Below are 17,551 nucleotides of genomic sequence, written 5' to 3'. Positions count from 1 at the left end.
CGGATAACATCTACTATTAACCAATCAATCGAACGCTACCAACAAGATTGATAAAGAATAATTTTATTTTACCTCAATGAATAATTATTAATTTAATATCATGCACTTATGGATTTATAAAAAAACATAAAATGGCGCATTTTGGGATTTTCTTACGACTTATTTGACAGCTCAATCATTCAGTTACATTTGTTACAAATGATTGAGCCAATGAATTGATAGTGCAAGGCATTCAAAAACCTCACCTATGAATCAAGTGATAGAAGCGTAACTAGGGAAGTCGACCTTCTCCCATAACTGCCTTCTTAGTTGCTCCTGACAGTGCCAATCTTTCGCCAAAATCCACTCAACGATCGCACTCGCCACGTCTGGATAAGAGACCATTTCCGCTTGTTTCTCTCCTAGCCAACTGCGCAAGGCTGCAGGGTCAAGGAAGCTCATCATCTGAGCCAAACCTAAAGCCTCTAGAGTTGCCACATTACTCTGTTGCTCGAATTGGCCAGCAAGAGGTTTAAGTAGTAACTTCTTTCCTAAAGTCATCGCTTCGGAGGGCAACTCAAAGCCACCATTGGCAATCACGCCAGAGCATGCATGAAGGTCAATTTGGAAACCATCATGGCTGAGTGGCTTGAATACGATATTCTCAACAGTGCGCTGCTCGATGATATCTGGGTGATAGCAGACAAACTGATGCGAGATGAACTTAATCAAAAGATCCGTCACATCATCCAAATCTTCAAACGGCAGATAAACTAGGCTGAAGTCTGTGCTCCCTTCTGCACATGACGCTTTTTCACGGCCAGACAAAGTATGAACAATCGGGGGTAAGATTGGCTGTTCAAAATGATACCAGTGCAATCCAATATAGTGCTCCGTCGGAGCGAAGTGCTGTATCACTGAGTGCTCTATCCAGTTCCCCCCCTTCTTGGGCACATCGAAGCGAAACGCATTCTGATGGCTAATACCGATACACGGTACCTTTTGTTTTTTAGCCGCCCAGGCCGACACTGGCTCAAAGTCATTCAAGACCAAGTCGTAATGCGAGAGATCCAATTCAGCGATTTCACGACGAAAACGCAGCAGGCTATTCTTGAGGAAGGTTTTGCCATACTTCACTTGCCCCTGCTCACTGAAGAAGGTTAAACCATGGCGAGTTTGGTAATCACCAAATGCTTCCATCGAAAAATACTTATCCCCGTCACGACCAGAGAATAAGAAGTCAACATCCACATTCTTCGCTTTCAGAGCGTTCGCCATTGCACGAGCACGCGCAATATGACCGTTGCCAGTGCCTTGTACACCATAGAGTATTTTCATATTCGGTCCTTTTTTAGACTCTCGAATTGGAGGAAGTATCTGTAAAACTAAAGCAGTCCATTGAGCGCAAGATTCGCGCAAGCAATACCAAGTGCCGCACCGATCAGCACATCGGTAAGAAAGTGAACCCCCAGCAAGATACGTGAACCAGCGATCAGACCTGCCCAAACTAGGCTCAATAAGTAAACCTGCGGATAAAAGTGCCCAATGACGGTGGCCATAACAAAAGCTGCGGCCGAATGCCCCGAGGGCAGGCTGTATTTATCTGAAGGCACGATGTAAGAATGTAGGAAAGAGGAAAACTCAGCAGGACGACGGCGCTTGATAGTATTTTTTGCAAGCCAATAGATAGGGAGCTCAATGGCAAATGCCACCAAACCCACCATAAGAAACGCCTTGCCGCTTTGCTCATCTAAGAACAGTGCAGCTATTGCAAACAAAAGGTATAGGTGCCCGTCCCCAGTATGGGAAATGGCTTTACTGATCTGCGCGGTTTGCTTGCTATATCGACTCTTCAAGCAAAACATAGAAAATGCCACATCCCAGCGGACAATTGGTTCTATCGTTCTCATGTGTTCCCTCAGCTCTTATCATTGCTTTGGGATTACGTTAGAAGTTGGAAATGACAATATGGTGACGATTTTGCGGATAAAAAATGAACATTTCATCCAGATGCTGATTCATCATTGCAGTGAATTGTAGGCAAAAGAAAAGCGGCTCAAACGCCGCTTTTGATGTTCACGCCCTACTAACTAAACAGTGAGGGGCTCATGCTTCTTAACCAATCCAAAATCAGCCAAAATCGCGTAGGCTGCAGGGATCATAAACAACACAAGTAATGTCGAAGCGAAGATACCAAACACAATCGAGATCACTAGCGGCTGTATGACCTGAGCCTGCAAGCTGGTTTCAGTGAGTAGTGGCAACAGACCTGCCGCAGTAGTCATCGAAGTTAAGAACACGGCACGGAAACGTTCACGACTCGCTTTCACTACAGAGTCATGCACGCTATCTCCCTCATCCACATGGTGCCGGATGTATTGCACCAAGAGTATCGAGTCGTTAACCACGATCCCAGCTAATGAAACAAAGCCCATCATACTCGGCATACTCAGGGAGTGCCCCAACAGCCAGTGCCCGACCACAACACCGATAAAGGCTAAAGGTATCGCCAGCATCACCACGAAAGGTTCTAGGTAACTGCGGAACTGATAACTCAATATGGTAAAGACGCCAAACAAACCCAGTAAGAAGCCCTTACCCATAGAGGCACCAGTCTTCGCCGCATCTTTCGCCTCACCCTCAAAATCAAAACGCAGTCCAGGGTATTTCTTTAGCAACTTAGGCGCTTCATCGCGCTGGAACTGCGCCAAGATGGCCGACGAGCTGGCTTTTTTATTGTTCACATCACCGAAGATACTGATGGTGCGCAGGCCATCAATACGCTGGATTCGCACATAGTTTCGCTGAAAATCGAGCGTCGCTAATGTCGCTAGAGGAATCTGGCTACCGTCTGAGGTAATGATTGGGAAGTTAGCCAGCTGCTGTACATCGCCCGCTTGCTGCTTGTCCAAACGCACTTCGATTGAGATGTTCTCAACACCCACCTGAATCTCATCCGCAGTTTGACCAAAGAACGCAGCACGCAGTTGAGACGCGATCATCTGTCCGTTGACGTTGTATGTCTCCGCCCCCGGTCTTAGCTTAACTAAGATCTCCTCTTTACCCATTCGCATGTCATCAAGCACGCCATGCACACCATCAAACTGGTTCAAATACTCTTGGATATCAATCGAAGCCGCTTTCAGCGCTTGCAGATCATCATGTTTGGCTCGAATTTCAATCGCTCGCCCACCCGGTCCCACCGTCGGCTGCTTGAACACCAGAGAAATCGGATCGGCCAATTCACCCACGTCATCACGCCAAGCATCAATAAAGTCATCGATGACCGTGTTTCTGCTCTCAGCTCCACGCAAGTCCAAACGCACCGTCGCTAAATGTGGACCTGATTCATTGGCATCCGCATTGGCATTAAACTGACTGGTAATGTGCTCAACTAAGGTGTTACCACCCTCAACTTCATCACTCCATTGCACGTTCAAACGCTCAGCAGAAGAGACTATATGCTCCACGACTCGTTCAGTTTGCGCTAGCGATGCACCCGGCGGCAAAATCACGCGAGCCTCAGCAATGTCGCCATCCAATTCAGGGAAAGGCTGGAATTTAACGATACCACCTGCAATCAAAGCGATAGCAAGGAGCAGCAAACTCACTACGCCTCCCATAAAGGCATATCGAAACGAGACAACGCGCTCCACCATGCTCATCAAAGTGGTATTACGGAAGTTTTCAAATTTTTCCAATAGCACAACTTTAAAGCGTAGCGCCGGTTTCTCTTGTTTCTCTTTATGCAGCGAGTGCGATAGGTGGTTGGGCAGAATCAAGAAGGCTTCAATCAAGCTCAACGAGAGTACTAAGATCAAGACTTGAGGTACCGCTTTAAGCACCGCCCCCATCTCACCGTCTAAGAACAACAGACTGCCAAAAATACACACAGTCGTTAAGAACGAGGAGAGCACGCCAGGCAGAACTTTTTTCACCCCGTTGTAGACAGCATCATCGACCTTCTGCCCCCGATCGAGATGTGAGGCTATCGATTCAGCGATCACGATGGCGTCATCCATCATGATACCGATGGCCATCAACAAACCAACAAGCGACATGATGTTGATAGATAACCCAAGGTTCGCCATCAAGAACAGGCCACCTAGAAAGGCAACCGGCAGGCCTGCGGCAACCCAGAATGAGTAACGTAAACTGAAGAACAACCACATCGTCGCAAACACCAACACGATCCCTTGCCAACCGTTACGCACCATCATAGTCAGACGGTCCCACAATACAGAAGAGAGGTCATTGGTCATTTGCAGCGTTACGCCATCAGGAGCTATCGCACTTTGGTCTTCTACAAATTGAGTCACGCGCTCTTTGATACGCAGCGCATCATCTTCTTTGTTCTTACTAACTTTAAGCAGAGCCGATGGCTTTCCATCAAACAGTACCTTTTGCTCATCCAGTTCAAATCGGTCTGTGATGACTGCAATGTCTCGCAAGCGAATCACAGAACCGTTAGGCGCCGAGCCAACCACGATGCTTTCGAGTTCTAGTGGAGTCACTCGACGCTCATCAAAACGGATCAGAAAGTTCTTGTCAGGTGTTTCAACATTACCACTTGGCAGCTTAACGTTCTGACGCCCAATCTGCTCTGCGATGTCATTAACCGTTAACCCCAATTGACGAATTGCTTGGGTATCCAGCTCAACACGATATTGATGATCAGAAAAGCCACTGACTTCTACCAGCGAGACATCATAGTCGAGCTTCATGGTACGCTTTAACTGCTCAGCATAGGCTTTGAGTTCGGGCCATGTAGTATCTGCAGTGATTGCCACATCAACCACGGGCTCATTCCAATCAAGCTCTTGAACAACTGGGGATTCAATCTCTGAAGGGAAGTCGTTAATCGAATCAATCTGAGTCTGTACGTCCACCAGCATACGGCCAATATCCGCTTTCTCATTGAGCTTGAGGATCAGTCGCGCACTACCTTCAATGGCTTCACACTGGGTTTCTTCGATATTCGCCAAACCATCAACGGCGTCTTCCATACGAATACATAAGCTCTCCTCCACCTCTTGTGGTGAAGCGCCAGGGTAAACAATGCCCGCCATGATGTATGGAGGATCGTACTCAGGAAAGGTTTCTCGCTTAATGTTGGAGAGCGAGCTCAAACCCAGCACCAACAACCCCAACATGAGCAGATTGGCTGCTGTTGGGTGTCGAGAGAAAAACTTAATCATGAATCGCTCTCCTGCATCGAGGTCGAGTCATCACCGGTCTCTCTCAGTAGCATTCCCTCTATAGCGGGAAGTACATCATTGAGGATCAGCTTGTCACCCTGTTTGAGATCTCCACGAACCACGACCTGATTATCACGGCGATACAGAACTTCCACCTGAACCATACTTAAGCGCTGCTCGCTATCCATTAAGTAAAGGGTATCGCCATGCAGTGCTCGCTCTGGTACAACCCAAGCAAGGTTAGATGCACCTTCAATCAGGGCTTTAACGAACATGCCGTTTACTAAAGGTGGCAGACTACTTGGCTCAAGTTGTGCGTAGTCTTGCTTAATTTCTAATATCACACCCGCTGTTGCTTGGTTTTCATCAACGGTTTCACTGATACGTGCCACCCGCGCAGGCCACGCAGCATTCAAGTTACCGCTATTAAGTTCAATAGTGGCGGAGATTTCTGAGGTGTCGGTATTAGGAATACCAGACTCATCACGGGTGAATTCACCTAAGCTCGAAGCCAATGTCTGCATATCGTGAATTGAAAGCTGCGCTTCGACCTCCATCACATCAATACCGTGAGCAATGAACATGGTTTGTTGAAGATTGACCACTTGGTTGGTCTCTATATCAACCTGAGCGATACGCATTGCTTTTGGCAGAGTAATGGTGGTTTTTTCCAAAGATCGCTCTGCTTCCCTTACCTTAGAAACATTCACTTTGATCACCGCCTCAGCGACTCTCTTCTCGTCTGGCATTAACGCGATTTGGTTCTCTATATCGAGTACCAGTTTGCGCTGCGAAAGCGCACTCTGCTCTTGCAGATCGACATCAGACTGAGAGGTTAAACCTTTCTTGCGAAGATCTTGTTTACGCTTAAGCTCTTTATTACTGATCACCAAACGGTTTTTCTCGATCTTTAATGTTTGGTTTAGGTTCTGCTCTTCTTGATTCAACTTAGCCAAAGAGGTTTGAGAAGATTTAAGGTCGGCCTGAGCTTGCGTCAATTTGAGTTCATAGTCGAGAGGATCAATCTTGAGCACCTCGGTACCAGCAGGGATCACTTTTCCCTTCTCTAATTCAGGGTGACGATAGACGATCTTACCTGTAACTTCCGCGATCGCTTTCCACTCAACTTTAGGCACCACTTTGCCAAAACCAATCGCTAAAGGAGCCATAGACTGAAGCTCTAGTTCTTGCACCTCTACCAAGCGGGCTCGATCGCCAGCAGGTTTGGTTGGAAGGTCTGGCTTGAAGTTAATCGCCACAACTAAGCCGACAATACCTATCGCTAATGCTGGAAAGAACAGCCACTTTTTCCCTATTTTCATTCTGTTTAGTCCTGAAGTTTTGAGGAGCTTGTTGGATTTACAAAGCCCTCACTCATTAGTTGAATATTGTGTTCAATCAGACGGTTAAGAAAGTCTTCATTTAACTCAATGCCATGCAGCGCCAGCAGTGGTGGTGGTGCGATAAAAGGAAATACCATTAAGCTGATATACGAAATCCGACATAACTTAGGATCCATATCTTTTCTCAGCACACCATGGTCAATCAGCTTCTCAAATATCACATCTTGGGCAGGTTTAGCGATATCAATAAACACCTTCTCAAGCAGCTCTCGCTGAACCTCTGAGGGGGGCATATTCATCACCTGAGTCACTAAGCGAGGGAACTTTGGTACCTTAGCCATCTCTTTATAGTAGGTGCGCATAAGATCGAGAAAGTTATCGTGGTTACTCTCATCAATGAGCTTTTGCATCTGCAGTTGCATTGGCCGCAGAGTCTCACGCAACATTGCTTCAAACAGACCCGCCTTATTGCCAAAGTAGTAGCGAATCATCGCAATGTTCACACCAGCCCTCTCAGCGACGAGCCGAGTTGATACCTTGTCATAAGGCTGCACGACAAACAGATCCCGGGCATGTTCAATCAAGAGTTGCCGAACCTCTCGATTCTTCTGCGGTCGTCCAACTTTTCGTCCCACTCTATAGTCACCCTATAATTAATCACACGATTAATTATAGGGTGATATTCCAACAGGTGGTGAAGAATAATTACTCACTATTTAATCAAGTGATTAATTAAATTTGAGCCTGAATTATTTTCCCGTCATTCACTCGGTAAAAAAGATTTAGTACAAAGTTATAACCTAAACATCATGCAAACGATAAACTAACCGCGCAACCCGAAAGCAAATAAGCAAAACAAAACACCAATAAGCAAACAAAAAACAGCACAAACAAAATGAAAAAGCTCACAATGCACGCCGATATTGGATTTTCACGTTTGACGCTCAGAATAAATTACGGTAAATATGGTGTTAACAGTTTATTTACGGATATTTGTGCCATGACGTTTTCTTTTTCTCGACTGCTGAAACTTCTCCTTATCGTGAACCAATCGCGTGGGTAAGTTGTGGGTCAAGAACTGCACAAATATTAAAACCCGCGCTAAGCGGGTTTTTTTGTAACTAAGCTCATTAAAAGAACATCATTCTCAATAATATTTTGGATAGCAATCGATACGATATCGATATAAGGAAGCACCCATGAACGATCAAGTGATAATTTTTGATACGACTTTACGAGACGGCGAGCAGGCACTAGCTGCAAGCCTGACAGTAAAAGAGAAGTTACAAATTGCTTATGCACTTGAAAGACTCGGTGTGGACGTTATCGAGGCTGGTTTCCCAGTTTCATCTCCGGGTGATTTTGAATCAGTGCAAACCATCGCAAAGAACATCAAAAACAGCCGTATTTGTGCCCTTTCTCGTGCCGTTGCCAAAGATATTGATGCAGCTGCGGAGGCTTTAAAAGTTGCTGAAGCATTTCGTATTCATACCTTTATCTCAACTTCTACAGTTCACGTGCAAGACAAACTTCGTCGCAGCTACGACGACGTGGTTGAGATGGGTGTTAAAGCGGTAAAACACGCTCGTAACTACACTGATGATGTTGAATTCTCTTGTGAAGATGCAGGTCGTACGCCAATTGACAACCTATGTCGCATGGTAGAAGCCGCGATTGATGCAGGCGCGAAAACCATCAACATTCCAGACACAGTGGGCTACACAGTGCCAAATGAGTTCGGTGGCATTATCCAAACATTGTTCAACCGTGTACCAAACATCGACAAAGCAATCATCTCTGTTCACTGTCACGATGATCTAGGTATGTCAGTCGCAAACTCTATTGCTGCGGTTCAAGCGGGTGCTCGTCAGGTCGAAGGTACTATCAATGGTATTGGTGAGCGTGCGGGTAACTGTTCTCTTGAAGAGATCGCAATGATCATCAAGACACGCCAAGAGTTACTAGGTGTTCATACAGGTCTTAAACATGAAGAGATCCACCGCACCAGTAAACTAGTGAGCCAGCTATGCCACATGCCAATCCAAGACAACAAAGCCATTGTCGGTGCGAACGCCTTTAGCCACTCTTCAGGTATCCACCAAGACGGCATGCTTAAGAACAAAAATACCTATGAGATCATGACTCCAGAGTCGATTGGTCTTAAAGATAAAGCGCTAAACCTAACCAGCCGCAGTGGCCGTGCAGCCGTTAAGAGCCACATGGATGCGATGGGTTACCAAGAAAACGAGTACAACCTAGATTCATTGTACGAAGATTTCTTGAAGCTAGCAGACCGCAAGGGCCAAGTATTCGATTACGACTTAGAAGCTTTGATGCACTTCGCAAACCTTCGCGACGAAGATGACTTCTACAAGTTGAACTACCTAAGTGTTCAATCTGGCAGTGTTATGTCGACCACCAGCATCAAGCTGCAATGTGGTGATGAAGAGAAGTGTGAAGCGGCAGTCGGTAATGGCCCTGTTGATGCGCTATACCAATGTATCTACCGTTTGACTGGCTACGAAATCGTACTAGACAAGTTCGACCTAACGGCAAAAGGTGAAGGTGAAGATGGCTTGGGTCAAGCCGACATCATCGCTAACTACAAAGGTCGCAAATACCACGGTACCGGCGTTTCAACCGATATCGTAGAAGCATCTGGCCAAGCGCTACTGCATGTTATCAATAGCATTCAACGTGCAGACACGATTGCTGAAATGAAACAGCAACGAATCGAAACCGTATAAACAGAATCACTCTCTGGCTCTCTTAATATAGGAGAGCTAGGAAACAAATTAACGCTCCTCCAAGCACGAAGAAATTAAAGGATTAACATGACTGACAAATCATACAAAATTGCCGTACTACCTGGCGATGGCATCGGCCCAGAAGTAATGCAACAAGCACATAAAGTGTTAGACGCTATTGAAAAGAAACATGCAATTAGCTTTGCACGTGAAGAGTATGATGTCGGCGGTATCGCGATCGATAACCACAGTTGCCCACTACCGGAGTCAACAGTTAAAGGGTGTGAAGAGTCTGACGCTGTATTGTTCGGCTCTGTCGGTGGCCCTAAGTGGGAACACCTTCCACCAAACGACCAACCAGAGCGTGGTGCCCTACTTCCTCTACGTAAGCACTTCCAACTGTTCTGTAACCTACGCCCAGCACAGATCCACAAAGGTCTAGAGTCATTCTCACCACTTCGTGCAGACATCTCTGATCGCGGCTTCGACATCGTCGTTGTTCGTGAATTAACGGGTGGTATTTACTTCGGTCAACCAAAAGGTCGTGAAGGCGAAGGCGCAAATGAAAAAGCATTCGATACTGAGGTTTACCACCGCTACGAGATTGAACGTATCGCTAAAATCGCTTTTGAATCTGCTCGTCTCCGTAACAAGAATGTCTACTCAATTGACAAAGCGAACGTTCTACAAAGCTCTATCTTGTGGCGTGAAGTTGTAGAAGAAGTAGCAAAAGATTACCCAGACGTAACACTAAACCACATGTACATTGATAACGCGACGATGCAGCTTATCAAAGACCCGTCTCAATTTGACGTGATGCTTTGTTCGAACATCTTTGGTGACATCATCTCAGATGAGTGCGCAATGATCACTGGCTCTATGGGTATGCTGCCTTCTGCTAGCTTAAACGAGAGTAACTTTGGTCTATACGAGCCAGCAGGCGGCAGTGCACCTGACATCGCAGGCAAAAACATCGCAAACCCAGTCGCTCAAATCCTGTCTGCGGCATTAATGCTGCGTTACAGCTTAGGTGAAGAAGAGGCAGCACAAGCGATTGAGACGGCAGTTTCAAAAGCACTATCTGCAGGTGAACTAACCGCTGATCTTGCTGGCGACAAACCAGCACTAACCACTTCAGAGATGGGCGATAAGATCGCACAGTACATTCTAGAAGCTTAAGATCACGTAACACTCTATAAGAACAATATCGGCTCACTGACTGCAAAGCGGTGAGCTGAAATAAGTACTGGGATTAATGCTCCCAAGGAAGAACAAGCTATGTCTACAAACCAGCAAGCCAAAACCTTATACGAAAAAGTCTACGACGCGCACGTTGCCGTTGCAGCTGAGGGTGAAAACCCAATCCTATACATCGATCGCCACCTAGTACACGAAGTAACATCACCGCAAGCCTTTGATGGCCTTCGTGAAAAGGGACGTAAAGTTCGCCAAGTTGGTAAGACTTTCGCGACTATGGATCACAACGTTTCGACTCAAACCAAAGACATCAATGCATCAGGTGAGATGGCTCGTATCCAGATGGAAACTCTATCGAAAAACTGTGAAGAGTTTGGCGTTACACTTTACGATTTGAACCACAAATACCAAGGTATTGTGCACGTAATGGGTCCTGAACTTGGTATTACGCTACCGGGTATGACCATCGTTTGTGGTGACTCGCACACAGCGACACACGGCGCATTTGGTTCACTAGCCTTTGGTATCGGTACTTCAGAAGTAGAGCACGTGCTAGCAACTCAAACGCTAAAACAAGCGCGCGCTAAGACCATGAAAATCGAAGTAAAAGGCAAAGTCGCTCCAGGCATTACCGCTAAAGATATCGTATTGGCGATCATCGGTGAAACAACGGCTGCTGGCGGTACAGGCTATGTTGTTGAGTTCTGTGGTGAAGCCATTACCGATCTTACGATGGAAGGTCGTATGACGGTTTGTAACATGGCTATCGAACTAGGTGCCAAAGCGGGTCTTATCGCTCCTGACGAAACCACATACGAATACATCAAGGGCCGTAAATTCTCGCCACAAGGTGATGATTTTGACGCGGCTGTTGAGTACTGGAACACACTGAAAACCGATGACGACGCAGAGTTTGATGCGGTTGTTACACTAAATGCTGCAGATATCAAACCGCAAGTGACTTGGGGTACTAACCCAGGCCAGGTTATCTCGGTTGATACTCCTATCCCATCGCCAGACAGCTTCTCTGACCCTGTTGAAAAAGCATCGGCTGAAAAAGCATTGGCTTACATGGGCTTAGAAGCAGGCAAGTCTCTATCTGACTACAACGTAGATAAAGTATTCGTGGGTTCTTGTACTAACTCTCGCATCGAAGACATGCGCGCTGCAGCAGCTGTAGCGAAAGGTCGCAAAGTCGCATCTCATGTACAGGCTTTGATCGTTCCTGGGTCTGAACAAGTTAAAGCGCAAGCTGAAGCTGAAGGGCTGGATGTAATCTTTAAAGAAGCTGGCTTTGAATGGCGTCTACCTGGTTGTTCAATGTGTCTTGCAATGAACAATGACCGCTTAGGTCCTCAAGAGCGTTGTGCATCAACGTCTAACCGTAACTTCGAAGGTCGCCAAGGCCGTGATGGTCGTACACACTTAGTTAGCCCGGCAATGGCCGCTGCTGCTGCGATCGCTGGCCACTTCGTCGATATTCGTGAACTTTAATTTAGAGGATTTAACATGTCAGGTTTCAAACAACACACTGGTTTAGTCGTTCCTCTAGATGCTGCGAACGTTGATACCGATGCCATCATTCCAAAGCAGTTCCTACAAAAAGTATCTCGCTTGGGCTTTGGTAAACACCTTTTCCATGACTGGCGTTTCCTAGATGACGCTGGTCAGCAACCAAACCCAGAGTTTGTAATGAACGCACCACGTTACCAAGGCGCTTCTATTTTGTTGGCTCGTGAAAACTTCGGTTGTGGTTCATCACGTGAACACGCGCCTTGGGCACTAGCGGATTACGGTATCAAAGCGATGATCGCACCGAGCTTTGCCGACATTTTCTATGGTAACTCCATCAATAACCAGATGGTGCCAGTACGCCTAACTGAGCAAGAAGTCGATGAAATCTTCCAGTTCGTTGAAGCGAATGAAGGTGCTGAAGTTGAAGTAGACCTGGAAGCAAACGTGGTTCGTGCTAACGGCAAAGAGTACTCTTTTGAGATTGACGAATTCCGTCGTCATTGTCTGCTAAATGGCTTAGATAACATTGGTTTAACGCTACAGCACGAAGAGAAAATTTCTGCGTATGAAGCAAACATCCCTAGCTTTCTAAAGTAACACCTTAACGCAAGCTAGAATCTGCTGATAACACTCAAAAGGTTGGCTTAGGTCAGCCTTTTTTTATGCCTAGGCTTTAAGCTAACAAAAGTTGAAAGAAAGTATGGATAGCCAAGGTCTTATAGATGTCATTAGGGAGAACATTTATGAAAAACCTACTTCTAGTTATTAGCCTACTCTTTTCTTCATTGACTTTTTCAGCGCCAAAATCAGACCTATGGTCATATTGGGATCAAAGTAATGAGTCAAACAGTGGCACCATTTCTCACGCTACTTGGCAGCAGTTTCTTGATAACTATATTGTTATCGACGGACAAAACCATCTCATCCGCTACCAAGCCGTTAGCTCTAATGATCGCTCACAGCTGAAGCAGTATATTGAACAACTCGCCAACACTGACCCTCGACAATTCTCTCAAGCGGAGCAATATGCCTACTGGGTAAATCTCTACAATGCGATCACTGTGGAGCTAATCTTAGATGCTTATCCAGTCAAATCGATCACCAAACTCGGCGGTTTGTTTAGTTTTGGTCCGTGGGGAGACGAAGTCGTTACCATTAATAGTAAAGCACTGACACTGAACGATATTGAGCACCGAATTTTACGCCCAATTTGGCAAGACCCTAGAACACATTACGCCGTCAACTGTGCCAGCTTAGGTTGCCCTAACCTTCAAACTCAAGCTTTCACTGCTGAAAACACCGAAGCACTACTGGAACAGGCTGCTCGTGAGTTTGTGAACAGTGACAAAGGGGTTTTGGTGCAAAAGAATAAATTACAACTCTCTTCAATTTATGACTGGTTTATCGCCGATTTTGGTACTCAGGAGCAACTCGTCGAACACCTCAATCAGTATCGCACTCAACCGCTATCAAACGTGAAAAACATCGATTACGAGTATGATTGGGCGCTCAACCAAGCAAAGTAACTTGATTGCACTCAATAAGGTTCAAGAGTAAGCCACCCACAGCTTACTCTTGATTTTATGAATAATTAGGGCGTGTTAGAAACTAGAGTCTGGTTGCTGTAAAAATGCCAGTTCTTCTTCTGTTGAAACGCGTCCAAGCACTTGATTACGGTGTGGATAGCGACCAAACTTTTCAATGATCACCTTATGTTTAAACTCAAAATCGAGGTTATGTTCCAACCCAGTTTGACTAAACAGCTCGACCGCCTTCTCATGAATCATCAACGACTCACTGTGCATATAAGGCATGTATAAAAAGCTTTTCTGTTGTTCGCTGAGTTGGTGATCGTAACCACCAGCCACCGCTTCTTGGGCTAGGACTAACGCCATTGGGTCCGCGGAGAATGCTTGTGGCGTATCGCGACCAATATTTCTTGAAAACTGGTCTAACACTATGATTTCTGCCAGACGACCTAACGCGCTTTCACGCCATGTATACAATTCGCCTTGTACTGCCGCAGAATGTAGCTCAGCAAAGCGCTCTATTATCAGCTGATCGATTTCCTTGCCACCATTGAACCAATCTCGAGGGCTTAATTCGTCAAACCAGAACGCCAAAACATCTTGATACCCAACTGTCATATCTATTCCTTTAAACAAAAAAAGAGCCGCTGTAATGAGCGACTCTACTGATATTATTTGAAGCCTTTGACCTTCTTAATTAGATCGTAAGCGTTTTGAATTTCCTGAGATTTCTCTTTCGCAACGTTCATCATTTCTGGTGGTAAGCCCTTTGCCATAAGCTTGTCTGGATGGTGCTCATTCATTAACTTACGGTAGGCTTTCTTCACCGCTTTACCATCTGCCGACTCACTCACACCGAGTACCTTAAAAGCATCCGCCAGTTGATCTTGTTGAGTCGCCTGCTGCCAGCCGGAAGACTGTCCTTGATGGTGGCCACCGCCAAAGCTGCCACCTTGCTGTTGAAAACGAAAAGCCGCTTCTTGCATTTGTAGACGGCGCTCTAGCTGCTCCGATGAAAAGCCAAGGCCTTGAGCTATCTTATGTAAAACTTGGCGTTCACTAGGGTGCAAGCTGCCATCAGCAAACGCTGCTGATACTTGGAGTTCAAGGAAAAACTGCAGCAAATCAAAGCGGCCACCCGATGAAACCTTAACGCGCTCCAACGTTTCTTTTAGTGGGAAATCACTCTCTTTACCATCACGGAACGCATTCTGAGCGGCTATACGCTGCTCACCATGAAGATTCATACGCTCCATCATTGTGGATGCTAATTGGATCTCTTCACGTGTCACCTGACCTTTCGCCTTAGCAACATGTCCCATAACCGCGAATGCCGCTTTAAAGAACTCTTGCTGCTTCTCAGCCTGACTTGGCCCACTACCAAACCCCGAAGTGTTAAAGCCTGACTGATTCAAACGGCGCGCTTTATCAAATTGATGACCAAGAAATAGACCAAAAATTAGGCCTAAAGGTCCGCCAAACAAGAAACCAAAAAAAGCGCCCAAAATTTTGCCAAATATTTGCATTATGTGTTCTCTATCTATGAATTTTATTCGAGTACTGCTGTCTTATGGTGCTGAATGCTAAGATTTCCTTTATCATAAGGACAAAGCTTTATTAATTGGATTGATACTAGATCAACCCTCCTTCTAGTGACACAGGATAGTTCAACTTCATGCAATGTTTCTCCCGCACCTTGTTAGCCGCATCGATCAGCTCTGCGTTATTTGTGCCGACAACTCAAGCTGAAACAACAATTGATGATAGTGTGCAGGAAATGCCCTCTACAGATCAATGTTTGATCGCATCATCTGAAGATTCAGACCTTAATGCACCGGCATACGTCGAGGCCGATCGCCTAGAAGCCGTTAACGGTGAGAAAGCAAGTTACTCGGGGTCTGTAAAAGTGACTCAAGGCATCAAAACCATTGAAGCCGAGACGGTTACCTTACACCAGCAAGAGAATATTGTTGTCGCAGAGGGGAATGTAACTTTCAATGACGGACAGTTCAAAGCCACATCAGATAAAGTGACCAACAACCTCACTACCAATGAGTTTGAGCTGGAAAATACTCAGTATCAGATGCTGTGTGAGTCTGGCCGTGGTGATGCAAGATACATTGCTCGCACAGGTAAAGCTGTTTACGAGTTGGAAGATGGTACGATCACCTCTTGTCCTCCAGGTGACAAGTCTTGGCGCCTAAAAGCTTCCAATATCGAGCTTGACCAAGACGAAGAGAGTGCGACCTTCATTAACCCTCGCTTCGAAGTATTAGACGTTCCCATTTTCTACCTACCATACCTAACGGTTCCAGTAGGTGAGAGTCGTAAAACCGGTTTCCTTTACCCAACATTTTCTTACGGCTCAAGCGATGGTTTCGAAACTGAAATCCCGTTTTACTGGAACATTGCTCCGAATTACGACCTTCAAACCACAGCGAAATACATGTCTGAGCGTGGTACTCAGCTAAATAATGAATTCCGCCATTTAAGCCAGTTTGGTCAGAGTACGGTCACATTTGAGTATTTAGATAACGATAGCAAATTCAAAGAGAAAGGCAGTCGATGGGGTGGCCAGTTTGAGTTTAATGGTATCTACAAAGAAGCTTGGAAGTTTGACGTTGATTACTCAAAGGTAAGTGATGTTGATTACTTTACGGATGTCGATTCTAGTATAGGTAACCGTGAAGACGGTCAATTAATGCAGTCTGGTGAAGTCGCTTATCGTGCACTAAATTGGGACGCATCTTTAGCTGTACGCGATTTTCAGGTCTTAACTGAAACTGAGAACCAACCATACCGCGTAATGCCACAGCTAAAATTCAACTATTACGCTCCTCTGATTTGGGATACGGTCGAGATGGATGTGATCAGTCACATCTCGCGCTTTGACACAGACTCAGACAGCAAGCCGTCTGCAACTCGCGTCCATGTAGAACCTGGAATTAAGGTGCCACTGAGTACCACTTGGGGTTCTTGGACAACGGAAGCCCGATTGCTCGGTACTTACTATGACCAAGATTTAGACAGCACTATCCTTGCGGCTAATCCAGAACTTTCTGATACAGCGAGTCGAGTGATCCCAGAGTTTCGAACTCATGCTGGTATTATTCTTGAGCGTGATACGACTTATCTGACTGGATATACTCAGACTCTCGAGCCGCAGGTTCAATATTTATACGTACCTAAGCAAGATCAAAGCGAAATCGGTTTATACGATACCACTCTATTACAAACCGACTACTATGGCCTGTTCCGTAGCCGTAAATATAGTGGCGTTGACCGTATCGCTGCAGCAAACCAGCTAAGCTATGGTGCGTCTTCGCGTTTCTTTGATGATGAATACAAAGAACGACTCAACATCTCTTTTGGTCAGATTTTCTTCATCGATAGAAATACCAAGAACCCGGGCGCTTCATCTGATGAAGAGGGACAAACGAGCTACTCATCATGGGCTGTCGAGATCGATTTCAACTACGATGACTACCTCTTCTACCATGGCGGCGTTCAATACGACATCGACGATGGCGACATGCAACTGGCTAACAGCACGGTTGAATACCGGATTGATGAGAACGGCTTCGTACAAGCCAACTATCGCTATGTTACCCGTGAATACATTGAAGACAATGTAGGCGACACCATCACTAATATTGATGAGATCACCCGTGATGGTATTTCTCAAGCAGGCTTAGTGACAGGCTATCAGTTTTCTCCAAAATGGTACGCTAGCGCCCAGTACTACCACGATATGAATGAAAACATTGCTATCGAGTGGCTCGCTAACCTGCGTTACAAAGATGACTGTTGGTACGTAGGTGTCACCTACAGCAACGAATTGAGAAGCTGGTCAGGTGGCGGTTACTCAGATCTAAACTCAGACCCTGTTTATGAAAATAACTTTAGTATCAACTTCGGTATTGTTGGTTTTGGTACAGCAGCAGGCACAGGCTCAAATACCTCTGGCTTTGATAGCTCTGGTAACTCATTAGAGTATGGCCGCCCATTCTTCTTAAATAACTAATTTAGAGTTTATTGGTGTT

At 45.7% G+C, this 17,551-nt stretch carries 13 protein-coding genes; 6 read left to right on the top strand and 7 right to left on the bottom strand.

Annotated features, from left to right (window positions below; all coding sequences use genetic code 11):
* Positions 1-252 precede the first annotated feature (252 nt).
* The 5 genes from VFDL14_RS03450 to VFDL14_RS03470 form a co-directional block, all read right to left on the bottom strand.
* On the bottom strand, positions 253-1,317 hold the full coding sequence (locus VFDL14_RS03450) for an MJ1255/VC2487 family glycosyltransferase (protein ID WP_032553056.1): 1,065 nt from the start codon (positions 1,315-1,317) through the stop codon (positions 253-255).
* Positions 1,318-1,364: 47 nt separating this feature from the next.
* A complete protein-coding gene (locus tag VFDL14_RS03455) occupies positions 1,365-1,889 on the bottom strand; it encodes a phosphatase PAP2 family protein (RefSeq protein WP_032553055.1) in 525 nt (174 codons plus the stop codon).
* Between the two features lie 180 nt (positions 1,890-2,069).
* Positions 2,070-5,177 carry an efflux RND transporter permease subunit gene (locus VFDL14_RS03460; protein ID WP_032553054.1) on the bottom strand — a complete coding sequence of 1,036 codons (3,108 nt, stop codon included), beginning with the start codon at positions 5,175-5,177 and terminating at the stop codon, positions 2,070-2,072.
* Positions 5,174-6,499, bottom strand: coding sequence for an efflux RND transporter periplasmic adaptor subunit (locus VFDL14_RS03465; RefSeq protein ID WP_032553053.1), 1,326 nt, complete (start codon positions 6,497-6,499; stop codon positions 5,174-5,176). The genes VFDL14_RS03460 and VFDL14_RS03465 overlap by 4 nt, the downstream gene beginning before the upstream one ends.
* 5 nt (positions 6,500-6,504) lie before the next feature.
* On the bottom strand, positions 6,505-7,155 hold the full coding sequence (locus VFDL14_RS03470) for a TetR/AcrR family transcriptional regulator (RefSeq protein ID WP_032553052.1): 651 nt from the start codon (positions 7,153-7,155) through the stop codon (positions 6,505-6,507).
* Positions 7,156-7,719: 564 nt separating this feature from the next.
* On the opposite strand from VFDL14_RS03470, the gene leuA reads away from it, so the two are divergent.
* From leuA to VFDL14_RS03495, 5 genes are all read left to right on the top strand, one after another.
* Positions 7,720-9,267, top strand: a complete 1,548-nt coding sequence (gene leuA / locus VFDL14_RS03475; RefSeq protein WP_032553051.1) for a 2-isopropylmalate synthase — start codon at positions 7,720-7,722, stop codon at positions 9,265-9,267.
* Between the two features lie 87 nt (positions 9,268-9,354).
* Positions 9,355-10,446, top strand: a complete 1,092-nt coding sequence (leuB, locus tag VFDL14_RS03480) for a 3-isopropylmalate dehydrogenase (RefSeq protein ID WP_032553050.1) — start codon at positions 9,355-9,357, stop codon at positions 10,444-10,446.
* 99 nt (positions 10,447-10,545) lie between these two features.
* Positions 10,546-11,958, top strand: a complete 1,413-nt coding sequence (gene leuC, locus VFDL14_RS03485) for a 3-isopropylmalate dehydratase large subunit (protein WP_032553048.1) — start codon at positions 10,546-10,548, stop codon at positions 11,956-11,958.
* A 15-nt stretch (positions 11,959-11,973) separates the two neighbouring features.
* Positions 11,974-12,576: a 3-isopropylmalate dehydratase small subunit gene (gene leuD, locus VFDL14_RS03490; protein ID WP_032553047.1), complete on the top strand. Its 603-nt coding sequence runs from the start codon at positions 11,974-11,976 to the stop codon at positions 12,574-12,576.
* A gap of 146 nt (positions 12,577-12,722) precedes the next feature.
* On the top strand, positions 12,723-13,505 hold the full coding sequence (locus tag VFDL14_RS03495; RefSeq protein ID WP_032553045.1) for a DUF547 domain-containing protein: 783 nt from the start codon (positions 12,723-12,725) through the stop codon (positions 13,503-13,505).
* A 75-nt stretch (positions 13,506-13,580) separates the two neighbouring features.
* Here the strand turns inward: VFDL14_RS03495 and VFDL14_RS03500 are convergent, their stop codons facing one another.
* Positions 13,581-14,126, bottom strand: coding sequence for a DUF924 family protein (locus VFDL14_RS03500; protein ID WP_032553044.1), 546 nt, complete (start codon positions 14,124-14,126; stop codon positions 13,581-13,583).
* 53 nt (positions 14,127-14,179) lie between these two features.
* Complete coding sequence (djlA, locus tag VFDL14_RS03505; protein ID WP_032553042.1) at positions 14,180-15,034, bottom strand: co-chaperone DjlA; 855 nt, start codon at positions 15,032-15,034, stop codon at positions 14,180-14,182.
* 149 nt (positions 15,035-15,183) lie between these two features.
* On the opposite strand from djlA, the gene lptD reads away from it, so the two are divergent.
* The gene (gene lptD / locus VFDL14_RS03510; protein WP_032553040.1) at positions 15,184-17,532 is read left to right on the top strand and encodes an LPS assembly protein LptD; all 2,349 of its coding nucleotides are present in this window, start codon (positions 15,184-15,186) and stop codon (positions 17,530-17,532) included.
* Positions 17,533-17,551: the final 19 nt, after the last annotated feature.

Source organism: Vibrio fortis, from assembly GCF_000695685.1.
GTDB classification, from domain to species: Bacteria; Pseudomonadota; Gammaproteobacteria; order Enterobacterales; family Vibrionaceae; genus Vibrio; species Vibrio fortis_A.
The sequence above is the reverse complement of the archived record's forward strand: the minus strand, read 5'-3'. Positions and strand labels throughout refer to the sequence as shown.